This window comes from Pandoraea morbifera, from assembly GCF_902459575.1.
Taxonomy (GTDB): domain Bacteria; phylum Pseudomonadota; class Gammaproteobacteria; order Burkholderiales; family Burkholderiaceae; genus Pandoraea; species Pandoraea morbifera.
The window spans coordinates 146289-171355 of sequence record NZ_CABPSD010000001.1 but is presented as its reverse complement, the minus strand read 5'-3'; the positions used below and the strand labels follow the sequence as shown (position 1 = coordinate 171355).

20 protein-coding genes are annotated in these 25067 nt (G+C 65.4%); 12 read left to right on the top strand and 8 right to left on the bottom strand.

All coding sequences use genetic code 11. The features are described from left to right. Positions 1 to 60 precede the first annotated feature (60 nt). On the top strand, positions 61 to 582 hold the full coding sequence (locus PMO31116_RS00660; protein WP_150565005.1) for an arsenate reductase ArsC: 522 nt from the start codon (positions 61 to 63) through the stop codon (positions 580 to 582). Further along, the gene (gene arsB / locus PMO31116_RS00655; RefSeq protein ID WP_150565472.1) at positions 582 to 1667 is read left to right on the top strand and encodes an ACR3 family arsenite efflux transporter; all 1086 of its coding nucleotides are present in this window, start codon (positions 582 to 584) and stop codon (positions 1665 to 1667) included. The genes PMO31116_RS00660 and arsB overlap by 1 nt, the downstream gene beginning before the upstream one ends. Before the next feature lie 45 nt (positions 1668 to 1712). Here the strand turns inward: arsB and PMO31116_RS00650 are convergent, their stop codons facing one another. Continuing rightward, on the bottom strand, positions 1713 to 3068 hold the full coding sequence (locus PMO31116_RS00650) for a HipA domain-containing protein (protein WP_150565004.1): 1356 nt from the start codon (positions 3066 to 3068) through the stop codon (positions 1713 to 1715). 236 nt (positions 3069 to 3304) lie between these two features. Here PMO31116_RS00650 and PMO31116_RS00645 point away from each other — a divergent pair, with 236 nt between their 5' ends. Further along, positions 3305 to 4171 carry a class I SAM-dependent methyltransferase gene (locus PMO31116_RS00645; RefSeq protein ID WP_150565003.1) on the top strand — a complete coding sequence of 289 codons (867 nt, stop codon included), beginning with the start codon at positions 3305 to 3307 and terminating at the stop codon, positions 4169 to 4171. A gap of 74 nt (positions 4172 to 4245) precedes the next feature. Here PMO31116_RS00645 and maiA read toward each other — a convergent pair whose 3' ends face one another. Further along, complete coding sequence (gene maiA / locus PMO31116_RS00640) at positions 4246 to 4890, bottom strand: maleylacetoacetate isomerase (protein WP_150565002.1); 645 nt, start codon at positions 4888 to 4890, stop codon at positions 4246 to 4248. 300 nt (positions 4891 to 5190) lie between these two features. Between maiA and PMO31116_RS00635 the strand changes: the two genes are divergently transcribed. Further along, entirely contained in the window at positions 5191 to 5520 is a 330-nt protein-coding gene (locus PMO31116_RS00635; RefSeq protein WP_150565001.1) for a hypothetical protein, read from the top strand. Between the two features lie 11 nt (positions 5521 to 5531). On the opposite strand, the gene PMO31116_RS00630 is transcribed toward PMO31116_RS00635, so the two are convergent. After that, positions 5532 to 6557, bottom strand: a complete 1026-nt coding sequence (locus tag PMO31116_RS00630; RefSeq protein WP_150565000.1) for an alpha/beta hydrolase — start codon at positions 6555 to 6557, stop codon at positions 5532 to 5534. A 234-nt stretch (positions 6558 to 6791) separates the two neighbouring features. Between PMO31116_RS00630 and PMO31116_RS00625 the strand changes: the two genes are divergently transcribed. Both PMO31116_RS00625 and PMO31116_RS00620 read left to right on the top strand, forming a co-directional pair. Beyond that, entirely contained in the window at positions 6792 to 7214 is a 423-nt protein-coding gene (locus PMO31116_RS00625; RefSeq protein WP_024788897.1) for a DUF2946 domain-containing protein, read from the top strand. 168 nt (positions 7215 to 7382) lie between these two features. Next, positions 7383 to 8903, top strand: a complete 1521-nt coding sequence (locus PMO31116_RS00620) for a PepSY-associated TM helix domain-containing protein (RefSeq protein ID WP_150564999.1) — start codon at positions 7383 to 7385, stop codon at positions 8901 to 8903. Positions 8904 to 8927: 24 nt separating this feature from the next. On the opposite strand, the gene PMO31116_RS00615 is transcribed toward PMO31116_RS00620, so the two are convergent. Then, on the bottom strand, positions 8928 to 10133 hold the full coding sequence (locus tag PMO31116_RS00615; protein WP_150564998.1) for a citrate synthase family protein: 1206 nt from the start codon (positions 10131 to 10133) through the stop codon (positions 8928 to 8930). 231 nt (positions 10134 to 10364) lie between these two features. On the opposite strand from PMO31116_RS00615, the gene PMO31116_RS00610 reads away from it, so the two are divergent. After that, the gene (locus PMO31116_RS00610) at positions 10365 to 11744 is read left to right on the top strand and encodes a CoA transferase (RefSeq protein ID WP_150565471.1); all 1380 of its coding nucleotides are present in this window, start codon (positions 10365 to 10367) and stop codon (positions 11742 to 11744) included. Between the two features lie 117 nt (positions 11745 to 11861). On the opposite strand, the gene PMO31116_RS00605 is transcribed toward PMO31116_RS00610, so the two are convergent. Both PMO31116_RS00605 and PMO31116_RS00600 read right to left on the bottom strand, forming a co-directional pair. Further along, positions 11862 to 13637: a GGDEF domain-containing protein gene (locus PMO31116_RS00605; RefSeq protein WP_174970677.1), complete on the bottom strand. Its 1776-nt coding sequence runs from the start codon at positions 13635 to 13637 to the stop codon at positions 11862 to 11864. 197 nt (positions 13638 to 13834) lie between these two features. Further along, positions 13835 to 15856: an NADPH-dependent 2,4-dienoyl-CoA reductase gene (locus tag PMO31116_RS00600; RefSeq protein WP_150564996.1), complete on the bottom strand. Its 2022-nt coding sequence runs from the start codon at positions 15854 to 15856 to the stop codon at positions 13835 to 13837. Between the two features lie 188 nt (positions 15857 to 16044). Here PMO31116_RS00600 and PMO31116_RS00595 point away from each other — a divergent pair, with 188 nt between their 5' ends. From PMO31116_RS00595 to PMO31116_RS00575, 5 genes are all read left to right on the top strand, one after another. After that, on the top strand, positions 16045 to 16617 hold the full coding sequence (locus PMO31116_RS00595; protein ID WP_150564995.1) for a PadR family transcriptional regulator: 573 nt from the start codon (positions 16045 to 16047) through the stop codon (positions 16615 to 16617). A gap of 203 nt (positions 16618 to 16820) precedes the next feature. Then, the gene (locus tag PMO31116_RS00590) at positions 16821 to 17852 is read left to right on the top strand and encodes a YncE family protein (protein WP_150564994.1); all 1032 of its coding nucleotides are present in this window, start codon (positions 16821 to 16823) and stop codon (positions 17850 to 17852) included. Positions 17853 to 17864: 12 nt separating this feature from the next. Then, a complete protein-coding gene (locus PMO31116_RS00585) occupies positions 17865 to 18869 on the top strand; it encodes a sterol desaturase family protein (RefSeq protein WP_150564993.1) in 1005 nt (334 codons plus the stop codon). A gap of 112 nt (positions 18870 to 18981) precedes the next feature. Beyond that, positions 18982 to 20052, top strand: coding sequence for an Lnb N-terminal periplasmic domain-containing protein (locus tag PMO31116_RS00580; RefSeq protein WP_150564992.1), 1071 nt, complete (start codon positions 18982 to 18984; stop codon positions 20050 to 20052). Then, positions 20049 to 22289, top strand: coding sequence for a lipase family alpha/beta hydrolase (locus tag PMO31116_RS00575; protein WP_217424707.1), 2241 nt, complete (start codon positions 20049 to 20051; stop codon positions 22287 to 22289). Before PMO31116_RS00580 ends, PMO31116_RS00575 begins: the two co-directional genes overlap by 4 nt. 20 nt (positions 22290 to 22309) lie before the next feature. On the opposite strand, the gene PMO31116_RS00570 is transcribed toward PMO31116_RS00575, so the two are convergent. Further along, positions 22310 to 22912: a putative pterin-binding protein gene (locus PMO31116_RS00570; RefSeq protein ID WP_150564991.1), complete on the bottom strand. Its 603-nt coding sequence runs from the start codon at positions 22910 to 22912 to the stop codon at positions 22310 to 22312. Positions 22913 to 23038: 126 nt separating this feature from the next. Then, complete coding sequence (locus PMO31116_RS00565) at positions 23039 to 24967, bottom strand: sulfatase family protein (protein WP_246185086.1); 1929 nt, start codon at positions 24965 to 24967, stop codon at positions 23039 to 23041. Positions 24968 to 25067 lie beyond the last annotated feature (100 nt).

The window sequence follows — 25067 nt, the reverse complement described above, 5'->3', positions numbered from 1 at the left end:
CGCCCCATGGGTCGTGAAAGGCCTCGCTAAATTTCGATATTTCTGGAATTCTAGTCAAATATGAGTCAAGCGGATACCACCAAACGCAACGTGCTGTTCCTGTGCACGCACAATTCGGCCCGCTCCATCCTGGCCGAAGCCATCCTCAATGAGATCGGCAGCGAACGCTTCGTTGCGTTCAGTGCGGGCAGCCAGCCGTCCGGCAGGCCTAACCCGTACGCCCTCGAGCTACTGGCTTCGCGCGGCATCGACACGTCGGGCTTGCATAGCAAGTCCTGGGACGTGTTCGCGCAACCCGGCGCCCCGGTCATCGATTTCATCTTCACGGTGTGCGACAACGCCGCGGGCGAAGCCTGTCCGATCTGGCCGGGTCATCCGGCCAAGGCCCACTGGGGCGTGCCTGACCCGTCGCAAGCGACGGGTTCGCCCGACGACATCCGCAAAGCATTCGTCCAGGCGTACCTGCAACTGCGCACGCGAATCGAGTTCCTGGTGGACTTGCCGCTGGATAAGCTCGACCCGGCTGCCGCTCATGGCGAACTGCAGCAAATGGGCGACGCGCTTCGCGCCAAGGGGCAATGATGTCAGGATTGCAGCCTTCTCAAGCTCCCGAGGGCGCGCGGCCCGCAGCGATGGGGACGTTCGAGCGATACCTGTCGCTATGGGTCGCGCTGTGCATGGTCGTGGGCGTTGGGATCGGTCATGTCGCGCCGACCCTCGTGGTTCGGCTGTCACACCTGGAAGTCGCGCACGTGAACATCGTGGTCGCCATGTTGATCTGGGCCATGATCGTGCCGATGCTGCTCAAGATCGATTTCGGTTCGCTCGGGCGGGTTGCCGAGCACTGGCGCGGCGTGGCGGTCACGGTGGCAGTCAACTGGCTCGTCAAGCCGTTCTCGATGGCGTTCCTGGCGTGGCTGTTCATCCGCCACCTTTTCGCAACCTGGCTGCCGGCGGATCAATTGGACAGCTACACCGCCGGGCTCGTTCTGCTTGCCGCGGCGCCGTGCACGGCCATGGTTTTCGTCTGGTCGCAACTCTGCAAGGGCGACGCGTACTTTACCCTCTCGCAGGTGGCCCTGAACGACGCCATCATGGTCGTCGCCTTCGCCCCCATCGTGGCGTTGCTGCTCGGCGTCTCGGCAATCGCCGTACCATGGAAGACGCTGATCGTCTCGGTCATCGTGTACATCCTGATTCCCGTCGGCATTGCGCAAGCCCTCCGACGAGGGCTTCTGCGGCGCGGCCAGCAGGCGCTCGATACAGCGGTATCGACTGTCGCGCCGTACTCGATGAGCGCCCTGCTCGCAACGCTCGTCCTGCTTTTTGCCTTTCAGGGAGAAGTCCTGCTCGCCGAGCCGCGTGTCATCGCACTGCTGGCCGTACCGATCGTCGCGCAGGTCATGCTCAACGCCGGACTGGCTTATCTCGTGAACCGCCAGCTCGGCGTCGCCCACTGCGTGGCGGGACCGTCGTGCCTGATCGCGGCGAGCAACTTCTTCGAGCTGGCAGTGGCAACCGCCATCGGCATCTTCGGCTTGCGCTCCGGCGCGGCGCTCGCGACAGTTGTCGGTGTGCTCGTCGAGGTGCCGCTCATGCTGCTCGTCGTGCGCATCGTGAACAGCACGAGGGGATGGTACGAGGCGACGCTGCAGCGCAGGCACTGACGCAGCCACGCGCGCCTGCATGCCAGTACGAAGTGGCGGCGGCGCTCATCGACGCGTCGACGGCAAAAGCGGCGCCACGAACCGGGTGGCGGTGTCCAGATTGAGGCGGGCGAGCGCCCGGAAAGCTTCGGGAATCGCCACCGGCGACTCGCTGCGATGCACACGCCCCCAGAAGTCCTCCGCAGCCCGAAACGCGCGCTCCCACACGACGGGACGCGCGCCAATGGTGCCCACGCTCGGCGTGATCGGCAGCAGGTCCGGATCGACGCCACCGCCCAGCGGGGCGTATCGCATCGGCAGCATGTCGTATGCCGGGGCGACGCGTGTGAAGCGCCCCCGCGCGTCCTGGAGCAACGAAATGTTCTCGAAATGCCGGTCGCCATTGCCGATCAGTTCGCTGAACGCGGCCATGACGTGAATCCTCGCCGCCTCGCTCTCCGAAAGAACGCCCGTCTGTTCGCAACGCGCCGCGAACTGCGACCAGGTATCGCGTCGTCCGAAGCGCTCGTCGTCGATAGCGCCCGCAGACAGCATGCCGATGCGGCCGTAACGGCCGACGCGATCAAAACGCTGCACCTCGAGAAAGACGTAGCGCTCCGACATGAGGATCATCGCCGATGCGGCAGGCACGTCGGCGACCGACAACGACTGCTGCGCAATGTGCTCCAGCAGCAGCAGATCGGCCATGCGTCCACCGCGCCTCGCGAACTTGACGATCACGTGTCCCACGTCCTGCGTGAAGCTCAGGAACTTTGGCTGTTCGCCGCCGGCGCTGGACCCATACGACGCGTCCTTCAGTTGGTTCGCCATGCTCTCGTAATAGGCGAGCTTCTCGTCGTGCGGCACTGGTGGCAATTCGCGAAACTCCATTTCCCGCTGCAGCGACGCGTCGCCGTAGACGAGATTGCCGGGCAGGTTCAGCCCGCGCGAAAACAGATACGCGATACGGTGCTCGTCGCTCCAGTCGCGCAAACTCTCCGGAAATTGCTTGTCCGTGGCCACCGAGCGGGCCACCTGACGTCCCAGGAAGCCGGACGGCGACGCAAAATGCATGTAAGGCGGCAATCCGTCATAGAGGACATTGCCCCGGCCCGACACCTCCAGTGTCGCGCCGCCGCCCAGAAACTCGATCCTCGCAAACGGCTCGATGGCCCCCGATTCGCTGATCTGATATACGGATTGACGCGGACCGAGCCCACCCGGCAACGGCCGCAGCAGCCCATACTTGGGCGTACGATCGCCCGCCACACGAAAGTTGGTGAATAGTTCGGGCGCACTTCTGACCAGGCGAGAAAGCGTTGGCTGGCTGATGGCGAGGACCGACGTGATTTCCGCTGCTGTCCTTATCCCATGCGACAAAAGACGGCGTAGCTCGTCGACTCGCGGCAAAGGATCCGGCATGACTGCCCCTCCCGACGCACTGATGCGTGAATAGTTTGTGAATAGTTCAAGAATAGCACAAACAATCAACCGTCTCGTCGTGTAGCATCAATACATCGCCCTCCCTCCGCCAATACGGCGGCTGCCGCCGATCCGGCCGGCGACTGCCCCGGCGGCCCGTGCTCGTGCGATACCGGAATTCGGTAAACTATCGGTCTTTCCGGGCCGCTTCACCGCCCGCAGCAAATTCAGCCCCCATGTCGAAAACACCCCGTACACCCGCCGCGCCGAACACCCACGAGATCCGCCCCGGCCAGTCCGTCGAGTTGCTCAAGGAACTGCACATCCTGACGCGCGACGGCAAAATGAACCAGGACAGCCGTCGCAAGCTCAAGCAGGTCTACCATCTCTTCCAGTTCATCGAACCGCTGCTCCAGGAGGTCAAGGACGATCGCGGACGCGTCACGCTCGCCGATCACGGTGCCGGCAAGTCTTACCTGGGCTTCATCCTGTACGACCTCTTCTTCAAGGCGCTCGCCGACGACTCGCATATCTACGGCATTGAAACGCGTGAGGAACTGGTCAGGACGTCGCAGGCACTGGCGCAGCGACTGGGCTTTCCGGGGATGTCCTTCCTGAACCTGTCGGTGGCGGACTCGATCACGTCGCCCGCGCTGCCGGCGACGATCGACGTCGTCACCGCGCTTCACGCCTGCAACACCGCGACCGATGATGCCATTCGTTTCGCACTCGCCAAGCAGGCACGCCACATCGTGCTGGTGCCGTGTTGCCAGGCCGAAGTCGCCGGCGTGTTGCGCAAGCACAAAGGCAAGCAGTTAGCAGGCAATCCGCTCACCGAGATCTGGCGTCATCCGCTGCATACGCGTGAATTCGGCAGCCAGGTCACGAACGTGCTGCGCTGCCTCCAACTGGAGGCGCATGGCTATCAGGTGAGCGTGACTGAGCTGGTGGGCTGGGAACACTCGATGAAGAACGAGTTGATCGTCGCCCAATACAAGGATCTGCCACGCCGTCGCCCGGCGGAGAGACTCGAACACGTGCTCGAATCGCTGGGACTCGAAGAACTCCGCGGACGGTTCTCGACGGCGACTGCCGATGCTTGAGTCAACGACGGCGCAAGGCTGATTCCATCCGGCTTCCCGGTTCATGCCGGCTTCGCGCCTGAATCGAGCCTGAATCAGGCAAGAAAGCCGGGCTGACGCCTCGGGTGGGCATCCGCGAACTCGGGCAGCGCGAAGCAGCGCTCGGACAGCGCGGCCACACGCGCAAACGCGCTCGAGTCGATACCGTAGAGATTGGCGATGACGACCTGCCCGGCAATGCAGATGTCCGCAAGCGTCGGCGCGTCACCCATCACGTATGGCGACGCCGGTCGTTGCCCGAGCAGACGCTCGTATGTGGCGAGGCCCTCCTCGCCCCAATGGCGGCACCACGCCTCGATTGCTGCCTTGTCCGCCCTGAACGCCTGCGCCAGATGCTTGCGCACTCGCGGCACGACCAGCGGATGCGAGTCGGCGGCGCTAACCGAGGCCAGCGCGCGAACATACGCGCGATCCTTCGCATCGCCGGGCACCAGACGGGGCTCGGGATACAGCTCGTCCAAATACTCGATGATCGCCAGCGACTGGAACACGCGATGGCCGTCGTGAACCAGCGTCGGCACCATATGCCCCGCATTCACCTCGGCGTACGCCGCATCGAACTGCCGTCCCGCGAGCAAATCCACGCCGATTTCTTCATACGGCAAACGTTTGAGTGCCAGCGCCACGCGAACGCGGAACGCTGCGTTCGAACGCCAGAATCCATAGAGTTGAAGCGCCATTTGATCTGTCCTTATTCGATGCCTGGAGGAAAGGAGACCGGCAACACCCGGGTGCACGCCGGCAAAACGATTGCATTTGCAATTCATTGCCGCCGATCATGCCACGTATCGATTGCACTTGCAACAATACCTTCCTCCGAATTCCGATTCCCCGTTCCCCCTGCGGTATTTCCCGCCACACCGCCCGCAAGGTGACAAAACGGCGGGCTTCAGACAGAATTCCCCTGGCTGCCGACCACCCCGAAAATTCGGCATGCCACCTCCGGGTTGCAATGACCGACTCAGCCAAAGGCTCAAGACATGTCCCATCCTGTCTTTCTCGAGAGTCCGCCGTGGCCGCGCATGCCTGAGGGCCGCAAGGGGGAGCTCAAGCCATATTTCGCCGCTGGCGGCCCGTCGCTGGAAGCGAATGCCTGCCTGCCCCTCTTCTGGCGTGCGCTGTTCAGTGTTGAAGACGTTCATTTCGCCCATGTCATCGACGACTTCGATCCTGAAGAGGAAGCCATCGAACTGGCTGAGTTCCTGGAAAGCCTGCCCCCGGACGAAAGGGATGCGACATATCCCTACCTGGTGACCACCAAGGTGCTGGCCCTCGAGCGCGCCGCCCGGGCGATGCGGCCCGCGCGCTAGCACCCCGCATCTCACAGCGCCACGACCTCCAGAATCGCGTCGGCGAAGGCTTTCGGTGCCTCCTGCGGCAGGTTGTGGCCCACACCGCCGCCGATGTTGCGATGCTGGTACTTCCCGGTGAATTGCTTCGCGTAAGCGGCCGGCGCGGGATGTGGCGCCCCGTTGGCGTCACCCTCCATCGTAATGGTCGGCACGGCAATCTTCGGCGCCGCCGCCAGACGCTGCTCGAGCGCATCGAAGCGCGGCTCGCCCTGCGCCAGCCCGAGACGCCAGCGATAGTTGTGGATCACGATGGCCACGTGGTCGGGATTGTGGAACGCGGCCGCCGAGCGCGCGTAAGTGGCATCGTCGAACTGCCACTTCGGCGACGCCAGTTGCCAGATGAGCTTGTTGAACGCATCGGTGTTCGCCGCATAACCTTGCGCGCCACGCGCCGTGGCGAAGTAGAACTGATACCACCACTGAAATTCGGCCTGCGGCGGCAACGGTGCGCGGTTGGCCGCCTGGCTGCCGATGAGATACCCGCTCACCGAGACTAGCGCCTTCACCCGCTCCGGCCAGATCGCGGCCACGATATTGGCGGTGCGCGCTCCCCAGTCGTAGCCGCCGAGAATCGCCTGATCGATCTTCAGGGCGTCCATGAGGGCAATGACGTCGGCCGCCACCACGGCCTGCTGACCGTTGCGCGGCGTCGCCGCCGACAGCAACCGGGTCGAGCCATAGCCGCGCAGGTACGGCACGATCACACGGTAACCTGCCGCGGCCAGCAACGGTGCCACGTCGACATAGCTGTGAATGTCATACGGCCAGCCGTGCAGCAGGATCACGACGTTGCCGTCTTCCGGTCCCGCTTGCGCATATCCGACGCTCAGGTCTCCCGCTTCGACCTGGCGCATCGCCTCGAACGAGGCATGCCCTCCGGCCGAGCTCGAGACGGATGCCCGCGCAAGCGATGAAAAGCCGAGTTCCGCGAGCGTGGCGCCCGCCAGCGTGGTGCCCAACAGACGTCGACGGCGAAGATTGATCGATTCCGACATGATGGTTGTTGTCCTCAGTAAGTGATGGTCCGGCGCGTGCCGGAAAAGCGAAGCCAACACGCCCTGGGGCCAGCCGTTTCGATGCCTGCCGGGCGCGTAGTCAGAGTTATATCCGCGCGCCCGCCGCCGTTTGTGTCCGAATGTATCCGTTCGAAGCATCGACACAAACGGATTCAAAATTCCCTCGTGATAGCATTCCGGCTTTCCGCTCGCTACGGCATCCTTCGCTGTCCAATGCACCTGACCGCCCACAAACGACGCCTGTTCGCATGGCTTGGCCTCGTCGCCATGTGCCTGGCAATCGGCATGCCGGTCGTGAGTCAGGTAATGGCGGCGCATCGCGCTGAGCAGGCGCGATGGCTGGATGTCGCGCTGTGCCGCGTGGACGGGCCCTTGAGCTCGAAGTCGGCATCGCGCGCATCGGCCATGCATGACAGCCACGAGGCGTCGATGCCCCACGCCTCGCACGACAGCGCCGGGGACGTTTGCGGCTATTGCTCGCTGCTCGCGAATCACCCGCCGCTCACGATGGCGTCGCTCACGGGCGCCGTTGCCTTCGCCTGGGTTGCCCGCGCCGGCCCCGTCGGCGACACGCTCGCGCCCTCCCCCCGCCTCGCCTTCGCGCCGCCAGCACGCGCGCCGCCCGCCCTCTCCTGATCTCGCGCTCAGTCCGACGCCCCGCCCACGGCGGTGGTGGCGTCGCTCTTCATTTGCGCCGGCCGTGCACGTCGACGTCTGAACACGACGTCACGCGAGGACGGCATGCGCATGCCGCGGCGCTCGCATCGCGCAGCCCGCGGCGACACGAGAGGGAATCGTTGCCTCATGCATCCCCCAAATATCCCCTTTGCCCGTGCGCAACAGGCGCAACCGGGCACAGCCGCCGGACAATATCGCACCCTCTGGCGCTGGCACTTCTATGCGGGCCTTTTCGTCATGCCATGGCTCATGGTGCTGGCCCTCACCGGCACGCTGTATGTCTTTGCACCGCAAATCGAACCGTGGCTCTATCACGACAGGATGATCGTCGACGCGTCCGATTCGCCGCGAATCGCCGAGCAGACGCTGATGGAACACGCAGCGTCCGCGTTGCCCACCGGCGCTCGGATCAGCAGCGTCGAAGTCAACCGCGCCCCCGAACGCAGCGCCGAGTTCATCTTTCGCCTGCCCGACGGCGCGCGCCAAAGCGTCTACGTCAATCCCTATACGGGGACGGTGCTCGGCACACTGAGCGTCGAACACCGGCTGATGCAACAGGCGCGCAACCTGCATCGCTCGCTCATGCTGGGCAAACCCGGCGAGTGGCTCATGGAGCTGGCCGGCTGCTGGACGCTAGTGATGCTGGGCACCGGTCTCGCACTCTGGTGGCCGCGCGCCGGTGCGACGTGGGCGAACGCGTTGCGACCGCGCTGGCAACTGCGCGGCCGGGCCCTGCTGCGTAATCTGCACGGCGTGATGGGCCTCTGGCTGGCGGCCGGCGGGCTGGCGTTCGTGCTGACCGGGCTGCCGTGGACCGGCTTGTGGGGCGCCCAGTTCAAGGCACTCGCGACGCAAGCCGGGATGGGCTCGCCACCCGGCGCCTGGGGCAAGGCGCCTGTGCGCTCAACGGTGCCCGAAAAGCCGACGACGATGGACGACCTGCCCCTCGCCCAGATTCCGTGGGCCGTCGGCAATATGCCCGTGCCGCGGTCCGGCGCGCCGGACATGGTGGGTACGCCACATGGCGCGCCGACGCAGGCGACGCCTCCCGCGGCGGCCGCTCCCACGGACCATGCCGGGCACGACGGCATGGCCGACGCGACAGGCATGACGCCCGCGCGCTTGCGCGCGACGGGCGCGCTGTCCGTCGACGAGGTCATGGCCATCGCGGCGCGGCGCGGCGTTCAGAACGGCTACAGCCTCGTCGTGCCATCGACGGCGGACGGCGTGTACACCGTGTCGTACTTCCCGGCCGACCCGCGCGCCGAGCGCACCATGCACATCGACCAATACAGCGGCACGGTACTTCGCGACATCGACTACAGCGCTTACGGCGGCATCGCACAAGCGATTTCCTACGGCACCTCGCTCCACATGGGCAAGTACTTCGGCGCGGCGAATCAATGGCTTTGTGCAGCAATCTCGATGGGGTTGCTCGCGATGTCCGTGACCGGATTCGCGATGTGGTGGATGCGCCGCCCGGCCCGGACGCTGGGCGCGCCCGCTCGTGCGGCGTCGCGCCCGCCAATGCGCGCCTGGGTCGCCGGCATGGTCGCGCTCGGCGCCATCTTCCCGCTAATGGGCGCGACGATGGCACTCGTTTGGGCGGCCGATCGCATCGCGTTCCGGCGCCAGGTCGCGACCTGAAGGGATACCCGAGGCCTTATCGCGTCACACGCGGGAGATCGGCGCGGGTCTTACGCCCACGTACGCCGCGCGCGGGCGAATCAAGCGGGTGCTTTCTCGTTGCTCGAGCGCATGGGCGATCCAGCCAATGGTGCGGCCCAGCGCGAACAGGCCGAACGCCGAGCCCACCGGCAGCCCGAGGTGACGCCGCACCGCCACCAGCGCGAAATCGAGCGACGGGCGCTGCCCGACCAACGTGTCGGCCGCTTCGATCATGGTCTGCCATGTCGGGTGCGACGGCAGCACCCGCGCAAGCATCGCGCTCGCGCGAACATCACCGGCTGGATAAAGGTGATGCCCGAAGCCAGGCAGCTTCTCACCACGCGCGAGCCGCTCTCGCAGGCGCGCGGCAACGTGCGTCTCGCCCACCTCATCCCACATCGCCTCGTTGCGCGCGGTGGTGCCGCCGTGACGCCCCCCGGTCAGCGCCGACAGACCGGCGACGACCGCCGCGCGCAGGCTGGCGCCCGTCGATGCCACGCAACGCGCCGTAAAGCTCGACGCGTTCAACTCGTGATCGGCACACAGCACCAGCGCCATGCGAATCAGATCCGCCCCCGACGCATCGCGAACGCCCCACGCGTGCGCGCATTGCTCGTGAATGGGGGCGTCGCTCGGCGCGGTGCCTAGCAGGCAGGCCGTCATCAGCCGCAGCAGTGCGGCGCTTCCCTGCGACACGCGCGTCGCGTCGCGTTGCCAGATAGCCGTGGCGGCATCGTCGCTCGTCACGGTAAACGCCGGCAGCAACGCCGCTTCGGCGCGTTGTCCGCGATATCGTTCGAGCAGCAGCGCAGGCCAATCGTCCGGGCCGCATTTACGATCATCCACGGAGGCAAAGGCCGTTGCCTCGTCGCATTGCCACAGCCACGCCGCCGTGGCCTCGACCGAGGTCGATTCCGCCATCGTCAGGGCGTCGCGCCCACGGTAGTAGCACCGCCCGTCCTCGATCAACGTAATGGACGACTCGAGCACCGGCATTCCCCAGTCCAACGCTGCCTTGACGACCTCCCTGGGCTTGCGACCACGGGTACGTTGCGCCGCCAGACGCTCTACATCGGCGACACGATATCGGCGCTCGCGGTGCGTTTTACCAGGCTCGGCGTGAAGCAGTCCACGGCTTACGTAGGCATAAAGGGTCTGGAGGGACACGCCAAGATGCTCGGCGGCCTGTGCGGCGGTGAAGTAGTTCATGAGGCGCGGTGGACGTTTGGGGAAGGTGAAACCAACAGATTGATTAATCTAATCAATATTGACAATAAAATCCATCGGCATAAGCTTCCATTCGCCGGCAGTCTTGTATCGCGACGCATTGCGATGCCCCCCAACGAATTCATCGAGGATTCCCCCATGTCTCTCGCCGTTTCCGGTCGCGCCGTTGCCCTTGCCGAGGACTCCGGCTTCGTCAAACCTTACCTGCACGAAATGCGGTGCGCGCTCGACGCTTCTGGCACTGCGACGCCACCCGAGCTGACGCTAAGCGGTCAAGGTGCGCTTCCCTGCGTATTTCCCTACACCGATTTCGCCACCGCGGCGATCGCCAACGCGACGCTTGCCGTCGCCGGTCTGTGCGCTGGACCGGCGGCAGATTTTGGACTCGGTGGTGCGTCGTCGCTGCCGGCGGTCAATGTGGACCGGCGGCTGGCATCGTTCTGGTTCCAGACATCGTTGCGCGCCCAAGGCTGGTCGTCGCCCCCGATTTGGGATCCGATCGCGGGCGACTACCGCACGGCCGACGGCTGGATTCGCCTGCATACCAACGCCCCGCACCATCGGGACGCGGCCCTGAAGGTGCTCGGCGTGCCGGCCGAGCGAGAGGCGGTGACGCAACGGGTCGCGACCTGGCAGGCCGACGCGCTCGAAGCGGCCGTCATCGCCGAAGGTGGATGCGCCGCAGTCATGCGCTCGATGGCGCAGTGGGACGCGCACCCGCAAGGCATGGCGGTTGCGGGAGAACCCCTGCTCCACTGGGAGACGTTCGATGCCGGCGTCCAGGCGCGCGGCCGCGACTGGCAACCGATGCGCGAACGGCCGCTGAGCGGCATTCGCGTGCTCGATCTCACCCGCATTCTCGCGGGCCCCACGGCAACACGGTTTCTGGCGGGCTTCGGCGCGCAGGTGCTGCGCATCGATCCCCCGGGGTGGAACGAACCCGGCACGGTGCCCGAAGTCGTGCTGGGCAAGCGTTGCGCGCGCCTCGATCTGAAATGCGATGCTGGCCGCGCGGCGCTCGAAGCGCTGCTGCGCGAGGCCGATATCGTCGTGCACGGCTACCGCCCCGACGCGCTCGAACGCCTCGGGCTCGGCAACGCACGACGCCGCGAACTCAATCCTGGACTCATTGACATCTCGCTTGACGCCTATGGCTGGAATGGTCCCTGGCAGGCGCGGCGCGGATTCGACAGCCTGCTACAGATGAGCGCGGGAATCGCCGACGCCGGCATGCGAGCGGCAGGTGCCGAACGACCGGTGCCGCTGCCCGGCCAGGGCATCGACTACGCAACCGGCTATCTGATGGCCGCGGCAGCCGTCCACGCGTTGAAGCGCCGTCAGGCCCAAGGTCAGGGCGCCACCGTGCGCGCCTCGCTCGCGAGAACGGCAAGACTGCTCGTCGCCCATCGGACGCCGCCCGTCGCGCCTGCGCCGCTCGCCCCGGAAACGACGCACGACCTGTCGTCGCGGATCGAGGATACGTCGTGGGGACCCGTGCGTCGCGTGGCCACGCCCATGTCGATCGAGGGCACCCCCGTCGACTGGGCCCTGCCTGCCCTGGCACTGGGAACAGCCACGCCGCAATGGGCGTGAGCGATAAGGGGCAAGAAGCGGTAAGAACGGCTAAGGGGTAAGAGGCAAGAGGTCAGGTCCCCGGCCAGGGGGCCCGGCCATCTCCCCGGGCGCGGCTTGATACGTCGAAAATGCCGCTCAATCGAGTGCGTGCCGCCGCGCCTGACGCGCGGCATGCAGTTGACGTTCGGCCTGGCTCAGCAAAGCCGACACGTTTGTCGGCATACCGAGCGCCCGACCTTCGGCATCGAACGCCACCGGATCGGCCATCGCAATACCGAAGCTGGCCGACAGCGGTAGTCCATCCCCGTCAGGCAAGGTCAGCGTGGTCGCCTCGATGCGCCCGCGCAACAATTCCGCGAACTGGCGCGCGCGGGATTCGTCGAGCACCCGCGCGAGAATGACGAAGGCGTCCGCCCCAAGCCGGGCAACGACATCGCCGGGCTGACAGGTATTCAGGCACACGGCACCGACACGACGCAGCACGTCGTCGCCAAGCGCATGGCCGTACGTCGCGTTGAGATTCGTGAAGTGGTCGATGTCGAACTTGATCAGCGCCACGCGCCCCGGCGCGTTCGTCGCGCACAGCGCCTGCGCCTGACGCTCGAACGCCCGCCAGTTCATCAGATGCGTCAGCGGATCGGTGTCCGCGCTCATTTCCAGCTCACCCAGCAGACGGGCTCGCTCGCGGCGCAGTTGCGCCAGTTCGACGGCGTTCAGACGCAGCACCCTTAGCGCATCGAACACCGCACGCACCTGCGGACGACGCATCGGCAAGCGCTCGTCCGGTACCGCGACGTCGAGATTGCCCTGGGCCAGTGCATCGACGAACCGCCCCGCGGCCTCGAAGGGCTGCACCACGCCACGACGGAAATTGCGCAGCACCAGAGCGACCACCAGTACCAGTGTGACTTCGGCGAGCACCGTGCAGATCAGTCGTCGCAATGCGGATGCGTACTGCTCGTCGACCTTGCGGCGAGCGATCGACAGCATGTTGTCGCGAAAATCGGTGATGGCGCGCATCGTCGGTACGTAAGAGTGCGCGAATTCGGCCGTCGTGGGCGCCTTCGGATGCGGCTGACCGGCAAGGGCTCGCACGGCGGCGACATAACGCAGACCAGACCCAAAGTACTGGGCGTTCAGCGCATCGAGCGTCTGGGGACTCAGCACCGCCGTGTCCGTCATGCGCGATGCGATCATGTCACGTAGTTGCTCGATCCTGCCGAGCGTTCGCTCGATGGCCCGTTGATCGGTATCGTTGAGAGACTGCCCCGTCGTGAGTGTGGCGGTGAAATGCGAGCCGAGTTGCCCGGCGTACTCGCGCAGATCGGCTGCCAGTCGCGCGAGCACGAGAAAATGCAGCGCATCGGGCGCGCCGCGCGAGACCACGTTGATCCGCGACGAGGCCACGGGTGTGAAGTCGGCAATGACCCGGACCATGCGATCGACCGCGTCCCGCACGGCGGCATCGCTGCGCATCTCGCGCGGACGCTGCGCCAGCAAGTCGACGTTGGCGCTGGCGGCGGCGAGATCCAGCCGGGCCCGCTCGACCGCGCGCAGGCTGGGGCCGCACTGTTCGCAGCGGCTGGCCGAGAGCGCCGAGAGCAAGGCCTGCAAGCGTGCGTTGGTCACCTCGCGGGCGCTGTGCAGCGCCGCGACGGATTCGTTGGGAAGCGGAAGATCGGCACCGAGTACCGCGTTGGCCGGGCCGCGCTCGGCGGACGCCTTCTCCATGGCAAGCAGTGTGGCACGCAACGCGTCGAGGGCCGCCCGAGCATCCCCGGCTCGCTGAAACGTGCCCCATGCCATCGCAAACAGGCCGATACAGAGGATGGCGACAACCGCTACAACGGCCAGGTTCTGCAGTCGCAGGCGGCCGGTGAGCGAAGCGGCGGAAAGTAACGTGCGGTTCATTGACGACGACACCGTCGGCCACACGGTACGGATTCCCACGGGGACCGCAACGGACGACCCCGTGCGGCAGCGATCTGCGCCCATGCCCGGCACACGGCAATGACGCTTTGACGTCGCAAACACGCCGCTTGAAGGCGAACGCGACGATGCGTAATTGTCGCACAACGATTTGCCGCCGCCCGCGTGGCTCCCTAAAGTTACAGGTCGATCGCGAGCTCCGTTCCCTGCTTGATCGCACGTTTCGCGTCGAGCTCCGCCGCAACGTCCGCGCCACCAATGACGTGCACGCGCACGCCTGCCGAACGGAGGCCATCCGCCAATTCGCGCAACGGCTCCTGGCCCGTGCACAAAACTACGTTATCAACGGGTATTACATGCGGGTTGTCGTCGATGGTGACATGCAGTCCTTCGTCGTCGATGCGGCGATAGGTCACCCCTGGAATCATCTCGACGCCCCGATGCTTGAGCGACGTGCGATGAATCCATCCGGTGGTCTTGCCCAACCCGTCGCCAACCTTCGATGTCTTGCGCTGCATCAGGTAAACCTTGCGCGGCGACGCCTCCGGCACAGGCGGTCGCAGACCACCCGCGTGGGCATACGCCGGATCGATCCCCCACTCTGCGTAGAATTTTTCGGGCGCCAGGGTCGCGCTCTCGCCCGACTGGGTGAGATATTCCGCCACGTCGAAGCCGATGCCTCCGGCACCGATCACGGCGACGGTCTTGCCTACGGTCGCGCCGCCACGCAGGACATCGATATAGCTGAGCACCTTGGGATGGTCGACGCCGTCGATGGCCGGCGTGCGTGGCACGACGCCCGTGGCCAGCACGATGTCGTCGTAGCCGCCGTCGAGCAGCGATGCGACGCTCGCGCGAGTATTGAGTTGGCGCTTGACGCCGGTGGCGTCGAGCTCGTGGCGAAAGTAACGCAGCGTCTCGTGAAACTCTTCCTTCCCCGGAATGCGTTTGGCCATGTTGAACTGGCCACCGATCTCCGAGTCTGCTTCGATCAGGGTGACGTCATGCCCTCGGCGCGCCGCCACGGTTGCCGCGGCCAGACCGGCCGGCCCCGCGCCAATCACGGCGACCCGGCGTACGCGAGGGGTAGGCTCGATGCGCAGCAACGTTTCGTGACAGGCCCGCGGATTGACCAGGCACGAGGTGATTTTGCCGCTGAAGGTGTGATCGAGGCATGCCTGATTGCAGCCGATGCAAGTGTTGATCGCCTGCGCGCGACCGGCCGCCGCCTTGTTCACGAACTCCGGATCGGCGAGTAGCGGCCGCGCCATCGACACCATGTCGGCCTGCCCCTCGGCAAGAAGGCGCTCGCCCACCTCCGGCGTGTTGATACGGTTGGTCGTGATGAGCGGAATGCGGACGTGCCCCTTGAGCTTGCCGGTGACCCAGGCAAACGCCGCGCGTGGGACGCTCGTCGCGATTGTCGGAATGCGGGCTTCGTGCCAGCCGATGCCGGTATTGATCAACGTCGCGCCGGCGGCTTCGACCGCGCGCGCCAGTTGCACCACTTCATCGAAGGTCGAACCTCCCTCGACCAGATCCAGCATCGACAACCGGTAGATGATGATGAACTCGCGGCCCACCTTCTCGCGCACCCGGCGCACGATCTCCACCGGGAAACGCATGCGGTTCTCGTAGCAGCCGCCCCAGGCGTCGGTGCGATGGTTGGTACGCGCCGCGATGAATTCGTTGATGAGATACCCCTCGGAGCCCATGATCTCCACGCCGTCGTAACCGGCTTGCTGTGCGAGCGCGGCGCAGTTCACGAAGTCGTCGATGGTCGACTCGACGTCCTGCGCCGAAAGCTCGCGAGGCTTGGCCGGCGTGATAGGCGCCTGAAGTGCGCTAGGCGCCACGAGATCGGGATGGTAGGCGTAGCGCCCGAAGTGCAGGATCTGCATGGCGATCTTGCCGCCGGCCGCGTGTACCGCGTCGGTCACCACACGATGCCTTGCAGCCTCTTCCTCCGTACTGAGCTTGGCCCCGCCTGCGTACGGGCGCCCGGCGTCGTTCGGCGCAATACCGCCCGTCACCATCAATGCGACGCCACCGCGCGCCCGCTCGGCATAGAACTCGGCCATCCGGGCGAAGCCGTCGCGCGCTTCTTCCAGTCCGACGTGCATCGAACCCATCAGTACCCGGTTGCGCAACGTCGTGAAACCCAGGTCCAGGGGCTGCATCAGGTGGGGATAGCCGCTCATCGTTATCTCTCTCGTCGTCCGGCGAACGCCGTGGGGTTTCGGGGGCAGATGCCGGCAAGCATGGGGCGCATCGAGGTCACGTGTCGATGGTATGCAACCGGTTGCATAGTTTGATGCCGATTCTAAGCGGCCATTTTCAACTATGCAACGGGTTGCATAGTCATGGTGGAGTCTCTACACTGCCGCACATGCCGCTTGCCCATGCCCTGATGACCTCGTTGCTGGAGAAGTCCTCCTCGGGGTATGACCTCGCCCGCCGATTCGACAAATCGATTGGCTTCTTCTGGCACGCCACGCACCAGCAGATCTACCGGGAACTGGCGCGCATGGAGGCGGCCGGATGGATCGATTCGATGGCTGCGCCGGACGGCGGACGCACGCGCAAGCGGGTGTACCGGGTGCTCGACGCCGGGCGCGACGAACTGCTTGCCTGGGCCGCTACAGATACCGCGCCATCGGACCTGCGCGACGATCTCATGGTCCGGTTGCGTGCGGATGCCGTGGTCGGACCGCTCGGGCTGCAACCCGAACTACAACGCCGCGCCGCCATTCATGCCCAGAAACTGGCGGCCTATCGGGCCATCGAAGCCCGCGACTTCCCCCCTGGCCGGACACCATCCCGGGAGGCGGCGCTGCAACGGCACATCCTCCACCTGGGCATCCGCTACGAACAGGGTTGGCTCGACTGGACGCGGGAAGCACTGGCGCTGCTGGTCGAGTGGGACGGTGCCGCCGTCGAAAGTGCTCCATCAGCCCCCTGACCAGCGCCGACCGCCCCGGAGCGGGTGCCCGCCGACGCGAAGATGCGCTTGCGGAGGCCGGCACCGTCGGCAACGACTCGCGGATCGACGCAATTTCGTCCCATTTTCCTGTCAACGAACGGGTGCCATGGCGCGTTTAACGTGAGAATCGGCGTGTCGCTTACCGGCGCACGTCTCCGTCTTTCGCCCCACCCTAGGCATTCATGGTGTTTTTCTCCAAGCGCTTCAAGCTTTCCCGGCTGACCTGCCGCGCTCGCAAACTCGGAGCGCTCTGCGCCCTCGCCGCCGGCGCCCTTCCGCTTCTGCCCGCCCACGCCGGCACCGTCATCGTGCTCGACTCCGGTGCCGCCCAGTTGTCGCTGATCGACCAGGCCTCGCACAAGGTCGTCGGCACGATGCCCACCGGCAAGGAGCCGCATCACCTGATGATCACGCCCGACAAGCGCTCGCTGATCGTCGCGAATTCGGTATCGAACAGCCTGATGTTCCTCGACCCGGATACCGGCAAGCTGCAGCGTCAGGTCGCGGACATCGACGATCCCTATCAACTGGGCTTCTCGCCCGATCGGAAGTGGTTCGTGACAGCCGCGCTGCGCCTGGACCGGGTCGACGTGTATCGCTACGACGGCGAGAACGTGTCCGTCGTCAAGCGCATTCCGCTGGCCAAGACACCCAGCCACATGACTTTCACGTCCGACAGCAAAACGGTGTTCGTCACGCTGCAGGACTCGGGCGAACTGGCAGCCATCGATCTGGCCACCCAGACGGTGAAATGGCGCATGCCGGTCGGCAAGACGCCCGCCGGCCTGTGGATGACGCCCGGCGACAAGTACCTGCTCGTGGGCATGACCGGCGAGGACGATGTGGCTGTGGTCGACTGGCGCGCCCAAAAGGTCATCAAGCGCATCCAGACGGGGCGCGGCGCGCACAACTTCCGCTCGCTGTCCGATGGCCGTCACATTGCCGTGAGCAACCGCGTCGAGAGCACCATCAGCATCCTCGATTACGAATCGCTCACCAAGGTCGCCGACATCACCGGCCTGATGCCGGGCCCCGACGATATGGAATTGTCCGCGGACAAGCGGTATCTTTGGGTGACGTTCCGGTTCGCACGCCATGTCGGCGTGATCGACCTGACGACGCGCCAGCTGGTCGACCGCATTGCCGTGAACCGGTCGCCACACGGCATCTTTTTCGCCGACCGCGCGCCCGTCCTCTCGCCGAATCCGGACTGACGAGACTGCCAGATGATTCAGGAAGCGATCAATTTCGTCGATAACGGCATTTCCGCCGTCCAGACGCTCGTCTACGTGGACGTGGTGCAGCCGCTGCTGTTCCACTTCAACCTGATGGGTTACGACGACGATATCTACGACGCCCTTTATTGGGTGCTGATCGGTGTGCTGCAGATCGGTCTGACGTACGTGCTGCTGCGCCCGCTCGAGATGCTTCGCCCCGTCGAACGCTGGGCGGACCGCCGCCAGGTGCGCGCGGACGTGATCTACACGTGGATTGCGAAGCTCGGCATCCTGAATCTGGCCTTCTTCATGGTGCTCCGGCCCGCATTCGACGCGCTTCAAAGCCTCATGGTGATGCACGGCCTGGCCAGTATCGATCTTGACGGCCTGTATCCCGGGGTGACCGATCAGCCCCTCGTGTCGTTCCTGATGTACCTGACGGTGCTCGACTTCGCCGGCTATTGGTATCACCGCTGGCAGCATCGGTTTGGCGTATGGTGGGAATTGCACGCGGTGCACCACAGCCAGCAGCAGATGTCGTTGTGGTCAGACGATCGCAATCATTTCCTCGACGATATCCTGCAAGCCGCCTTCTTCGCCGCAATCGCCCTGTTCATCGGCGTGCAGCCGGGGCAGTACGTCGTGCTCGTCGCGGTCGGCAACTTTCTGCAGAGCGTGCAGCACGTCAACGCCCGGCTACCGTACGGTCCGGTGCTCGAGCGCCTGATCGTGAGCCCGACGTTCCACCGTCGCCACCACGCTATCGGCTATGGGCACGAAGGCACCCGCTACGGCTGCAATTTCGGCGTGCTGTTTCCCTGGTGGGACATGCTGTTTCGCACGGCATCCTGGGAACGCAAGGTCGAGCCGACCGGCATTCGCGACCAGTTGCCCGCGCCACAGGGCCGCTCGCGCCGATACGGCACCGGCGTGATCGCCCAGCAACTGCGTGCGTTCGGCCGCATCGCCAAACGCCTCGCGCCACGGCGCACGTCGAGTCGTCCGGCGGTTTGAGGCCGATTTGTCGACACCGGCACGCACGGTACCCTGACGCGTTCCCGACGCGTTCTGCTGGTATTCTTCTGCGCTTGGCATGACTGCCCGGCGTCGCCGGACTTCCGCGAAAATGGTGCAATTGCAATCTCACGCCGGCGATGCGCTCGCCGGTCCTATTGCGTGGTACGTCTACGTGCTGCGCGCGTTTCTCGCGCTGATCGTGCTGGGGGCATGCGCGTGGGGCGCCATGGCGCTCGCCTATCGTTTCCCCGGCCCGGCGCCGGCGCGTGACTTCCTGATCGCATTGTGGGTGGCGCTCGGCGTGGCCGCCGGAGTGGCATTGCTGCGCGTAAGCGCGGGCGTGCCGCTCAAGGGATGGCCGCTCGCGTTCCTCGTCGCGATGATCCTGCTCGTCGGATGGTGGCAGACGATTCGGCCATCCAACGATCGCGATTGGGCGGCCGACGTTGCCCGGTTGCTCGATCCGCGGCAGGACGGCTCGCACGTGACCCTGCAAAATGTGCGCAACTTCGCCTGGCGCACCGAAACCGACTTCACCCCGCGCTGGGAGACGCGCGAGTACGATCTCGACAAACTCGAGAGCGCCGATCTCGTGCTCTCCTACTGGATGGGCCCGGCCATCGCGCACACGCTGGTATCGTTCGGATTCTCGGACGGCCAGCGCGTGGTGTTCTCCATCGAGATCCGCAAGAAGCAGGGGCAGAAGTTCTCCGCGATCGGAGGCTTCTTCAAGGATTTCGAAGCGACGCTGGTCGCCGCCGACGAGCGCGACATCCTGCGCGTACGAAGCAACGTTCGCGGCGAGACCGTCTATCTGTACCGCCTGAACATTCCGCCCGGGCAATTGCGCAAGGTCTTTCTCGGCTACCTCGAGCGCGCGCGCGATCTTCGCCATCACGCGAAGTGGTACAACACCCTCACCAGCAATTGCACGACCATTGTCTTCGAACTGGCACGCATCATCGCGCCGGGGCTGCCACTGGACTATCGCCTGCTGCTCTCGGGCTACTTCGCCGAGTACGCCTACGATCAGGGCGGCCTCACGCCGGGTTTCACTTATTCGCAGCTGGCCGAACGCGGCAACGTCGTCGCCCGGGCGCTGGCGGCCGACGACGCGCCCGATTTCTCGACTCGGATCCGTGAAGGGGTGCCCGGCGACGACCCGAAGGTGATGCCATGACGTCGCCCCGTGTGGCCGGCCGAGCCCGCTTCCCCGTCGGCACGTTCCGGCGACGCATCGCCCTGTTTGGCGCGGCCGTCTGGCTCACGGCAATGGCCGGCTGCGCAATGGTGGAAGTCCGCTCGCTGGGACCGGAGCAGTACATCGCCATGAAGCGCGGCGACATTCTCTCCACCGGCAAGCTCAGCACCTCGACGGATGAAACGATCCGCGTCGCGGGTCTGGACGATACGGTCTGTGCCAGATCGTCGCTCGACTGCATCGACGCGCTGGGTCGCGCGAAGGAAATCGACATCGACCGGCGCCTGGCGGCGATGGCCGAAATGTCGATGCAACTCGCCATTACGCAAACGCCGACGGGCGACAAGCCCTGGAACGACGCTCAGTTCGATCTCTGGCTGCGCTCCGCGCGCTACGCCTACGCTTATCTCTTCTACAGCGACCGGCCGTCGAGCGAGCGGGCCTTCGAGGATCGGCAGACACAGGTCCGGGACTATTACAACTACGCCGTGCAGTCCTTCGCCGTGGCGCTGTTCCGCCGCGCGAAGACGACCGGCAACGGCACCATTTCGGGGTGGACGCTACCGGTCGACGCCAGCAGTGTCAACTTCGATGGCCGGCGCATCGACCCGCGAGAGGTCCTGCCAGCTTCCACGCTGTCGTTCGCCGGACTACGCAGCCCGTACCGACGCGACGGCTTCGGCGCCGAGCTCGTCGCGGTGCTCGACGACAAATCGGCAGCCGAAGCCCTGTCGTCGACGACCCGCACGCCGGCGCCGCGCGGCGACGCATCCACCGGCCCCGACAACGACAATGTGTACTCGACGCGCGAGGACGACCGCAGCCGGGGAGCGCGCAACGCCCGCGAGCGAGAGGCATCGCGCGATTTCCGGCGCGCCATCGACCCGAAGGCCGGGCAGGTCTACAGCGAAATGCCGTCGCCGTCGCTTACGCTGCTGCTGCGCTTCGACGGCACAACACTCGAGGACGTACTCACCACGCACGTTGCCACATTGGTCGTCTACGACCCATATCGCGAATCGTCCGTCGAAATCAACCACCAGACGGTGCCTCTGGCGGGCAATTTCACGGCCGGGTACGGTCTCTGGCTGGCACGCTCGGGCTTCGCGGAACAGTCGCTGCGCACGCTGTTCGGGCGCGACCGCGGCATCGATCGCCCTCATATCTATCTGATGCAGCCCTTCGATCCGGGGCGCCGCGTGATTCTCATGCTGCACGGCCTGGCGAGCAGCCCCGAGGCATGGGTGAACCTGGCCAACGAGATCCAGGGCGACGCCACGTTGCGGGAGCATTTCCAGATCTGGCAGGTGTACTACCCGACGAATTCGCCGATTCTGGTGAATGCGATGGCGATTCGCAACGCCTTCGAGACCACGCTGAGGCACTTCGATCCGGATGGATTGTCCGCGGCCTCGCACGACGCCGTCATCATCGGGCACAGCATGGGAGGCGTGATCGCCCGGCTGATGGTCTCGAGCGCGGACGACGAACTGTGGTCGGTCTTCCAGGACGATTACCACCTGGACGAGGACCAGGTCGATCGGGCGCGCAACCGGCTCGATCCGCTGTTCCACTTCGGGCCGGTGCCGCAGTTCGAGCGCGCGATCTTCATCGCGTCGCCGCATCGCGGCACACCGTTCGCGCGCAACCGGCTGGGTCGCTGGATATCCAACCTCATCAAGTTACCCGTCACACTGCTCTCGGGCATCGATGACGTGCTGCACTTCGCCACCGGATCGGAAGACGACCCATCGGAAGGAAAGACTCGCTACGTGCCAAACAGCGTCGACCAGTTGCGCGACACCGATCCGTATGTGGTTGCGGCGGCGGGACTCCAGATTTCCCCCAAGGTCCAGTACCACTCGATCATCGCGCGCCGCTCCGCCAAGGGACCATTGAACGAATCGACGGATGGCGTGGTGCCATACAACAGCGCACATCTCGCGGGCGCGCAGTCCGAGCGGGTGATCGTGGCCGGTCACAGCGTGCAGGAAACGCCACAGGCGATTCTGGAGATTCGCCGGATCCTTCATGAAGACGTGAACGCCCTCGACCCGATCAAACTCCGTGGGCGCCCGGGACCTTACCAGCCCATCGACCCGCCCACGCTTGCCGTGCCGGTCGCCCCCTCGTCGAAAGCGGCGGCGGCAGGCACCGCCAATGCCACCAATGTCGCTGCTGGCAAAGCCGCCTTGGAGCGCGCCACGGCCCGTTGACGCCGATGCGATCGGCCCGGTCAGGACACGGCGTTGATCTGGATGTGGTAAATGCCCCAGGGACACAAGGCGAACCGCTCCTTGAGCGGCTTGTCCGCGAGCGCGGGGATGGCTGCGGGCTCGTAGACCGCCCAGAGCGGACCGAGACCGCCAAGCGCCAGCGGCTTGTCGTCCAGATGCGTCGCCAGCAGGAACCGATACTCGGCCAGTTGCTCCAGCGTGCTCGCCACCACGTAACCATCGATGGCGCGCAAAAGCACCTGCGTCAATGGATGACCGGGCACGCCCACCACTGAGAGCACATCGGTCAGGCGCGGGCCACGCAGCGTGTGCGGCTTCGCATCGTACTCGAGTGTCGGTCGAATCGTCTGCGCGGGCAGACGCGAGAGCATCCCGAAGTCGAACGCGAACGCGCCGTCGAATTTCACGAGTTGCTTGTGAAACAGCTGGTCCAGCGCGGGATCGACCGGGCCCCGATTACGGTGGGCGATGGCCCCGCTGATCGTGACGAGGGGCGTCGAGGCGAACGCGCCGGACTGGGCGGATTCACGGCCCGGCTTGGCCAGCGCGGGTACCGAGGCACCGAGCGCCACGGCGCCGGCCAGAAAGTCTCTTTTTTTCATGACGTTGGCGAAAACGGTGGATCATCGCGCGCGCGGCATCGAACGCCGCGCGCGAAGTCGCACGAGCGTACCACCGATGCCGCGCATTCGGCCAATGTCCGGCGTGTCCGCGATCTTGCGCAGGCGTCAGCCTGCCGCCGACTCGAACGTGAAGTGCACGCGGCCGTCGCGAATGGGCAGGATGTTCGGGCGGTCCTCCCCCACTTCAGCGTCGAGCCGGTCGTTGAGCCGGGCGTTCATCGCCATGAGCAACGCGCCGTGTCCGCGCGGGTCGAGCGCGAGATTGTTCGACTCTGTCGGGTCGGCATGAAGATCGTAGAGTTCAACGTCATTGTTCGCGAAAAGCGTCTCGAGCGATGTCGGTCGGTTGAACTGCGTCGGAGAGAAGTAGCGCGAGAACCGGTAACGCCCGTCGAACACGCTGCGAATCATGCCGCGATGCCGGAAGTCGGGCTGCCGGGCAATCACGCGACGATGAATTTCCTCGATGGGCATGCCCTTCGTGCGCAAGGTCGCATACTCCTGCGCCACCCATTCGCTGTCATAGAACAACAGCATGGCGTAGTTGAACAAGGCATCCGCACGAACGGCATCCACTGCATGCCGCTCTGGGCGCCGCAGCAGCGGCGTGAGATCGTGCCCTCTGACGGCGTCACCCGCGACGCGCGCAATACCGGCCGCGTCGAGGCCGGTCAGGCCCAGCAGCGTCGGGGTGATGTCCACATGCGAGCTGAGGGCCGCGCATTGCTTGCCGCCCGGATAGGCGGGATGACGAATCACGAGCGGCACGTGGTTTTGCTCGCGATACGTCGTCGGCCCCTTGCCCACGAGCTTGTGCGCGCCCACGTGGTCGCCGTGGTCCGCGCTCATCACGACGATGGTGTTCCTGTCGAGCCCCAGTTCCCGCAACGTGTCGAGCAGCGTCACCACGTGCGTGTCGCAATCACGAATGCAGTTGAAGTAATAGTCCTGATAGACCTGCAAGCGCGCATCGTCGAGCGGATAGTCGCCGACGAGCACGCCCTCGGACGCGTTGTAGACGCCATGTGCCGCCGGTCGTCCCGGCGCATCGTAGGCCTGCTTGCGGGTGGAGGCGAGCGGCACGTTCCAGTGCGTTTCGTAGAGGCGGTCTTTCGGGGGACGCGCGTTGCCGAGCGTGGGATGGCTGTCGTTCTGTGCATTCACGCCGACCGGATCGGTGTTCAGGAACATGGCGTCGTGCGGATTGACCAGATTGACCGCCATGAACCACGGTTTCGACTCACCGGCCAGCTGAGCGCCACGCCCGCGCAGCCACGATACAGCCGACGACGTCGTCAGCCCATCGTAGGTGTAGCCACCGCGCACACGTCCGATCAGATCGCCCACGCCGAAGTAATCGTCGAAGCCGTAGGCCTTGATCAGGTCGTGGTATTCCTGCGTCGGCGTGTCGTACGGCGTGTGATTGTGGTGCAGCTTGCCGCTCAGGTGCCATTTGCCGAGATAGGCGGCGTGGTAACCCACGTCGCGCATCATGTGCCCGATCGTGCGGATGTCGGTCGACATGTCCGGTTGCCACGGTATGCCGCAATTGTCGAACACGCGCGTGTGCTGGATGTGCTGCCCCGTGTACACCGTAGAGCGCGACGGCGAGCAGACACACGCCGCGATCTGATGATTCACGAACGTCACCCCCTCGCGGCGCAAACGCTCGCGCCCGGGCACCGGGAATGGCCATTTGTCGAAGTGGCGCTCCTGATCCGTGAGGATGAACAGGATGTTGTAGCCCTTGGGCGCCACGGACGGGGCCGACTGCGGCATGACGTAACCGTCGTCGTGCGCCCCACGCGCCGGGCGCGTTCCGTCGGGCGCGGATTGGGTCGCCGAGAGCACGGGCGACGCCAACCCTGCCGAGGCGACCGCCGCACCGGCCTGCTTCAGAAAATGACGCCGCGATGGGCGACTGCCGGAGAGTGCGTCAAGAGATGGCGCCATGCCCGGCGCGGCATTGACGGACGCTTCGTCGGACGAATCTCCGGACTCGCCGGGCGTGGATGGGGACTTCCTGAGGGTCATGTGTCTCGCTCCTGAGTGGCGCCCGCGTCGTGTGCCGCGCGGGCTACCGGATGGGAGTCTCATTATTTGACCAGACTCGTCACACACCAATGAAAAGTCG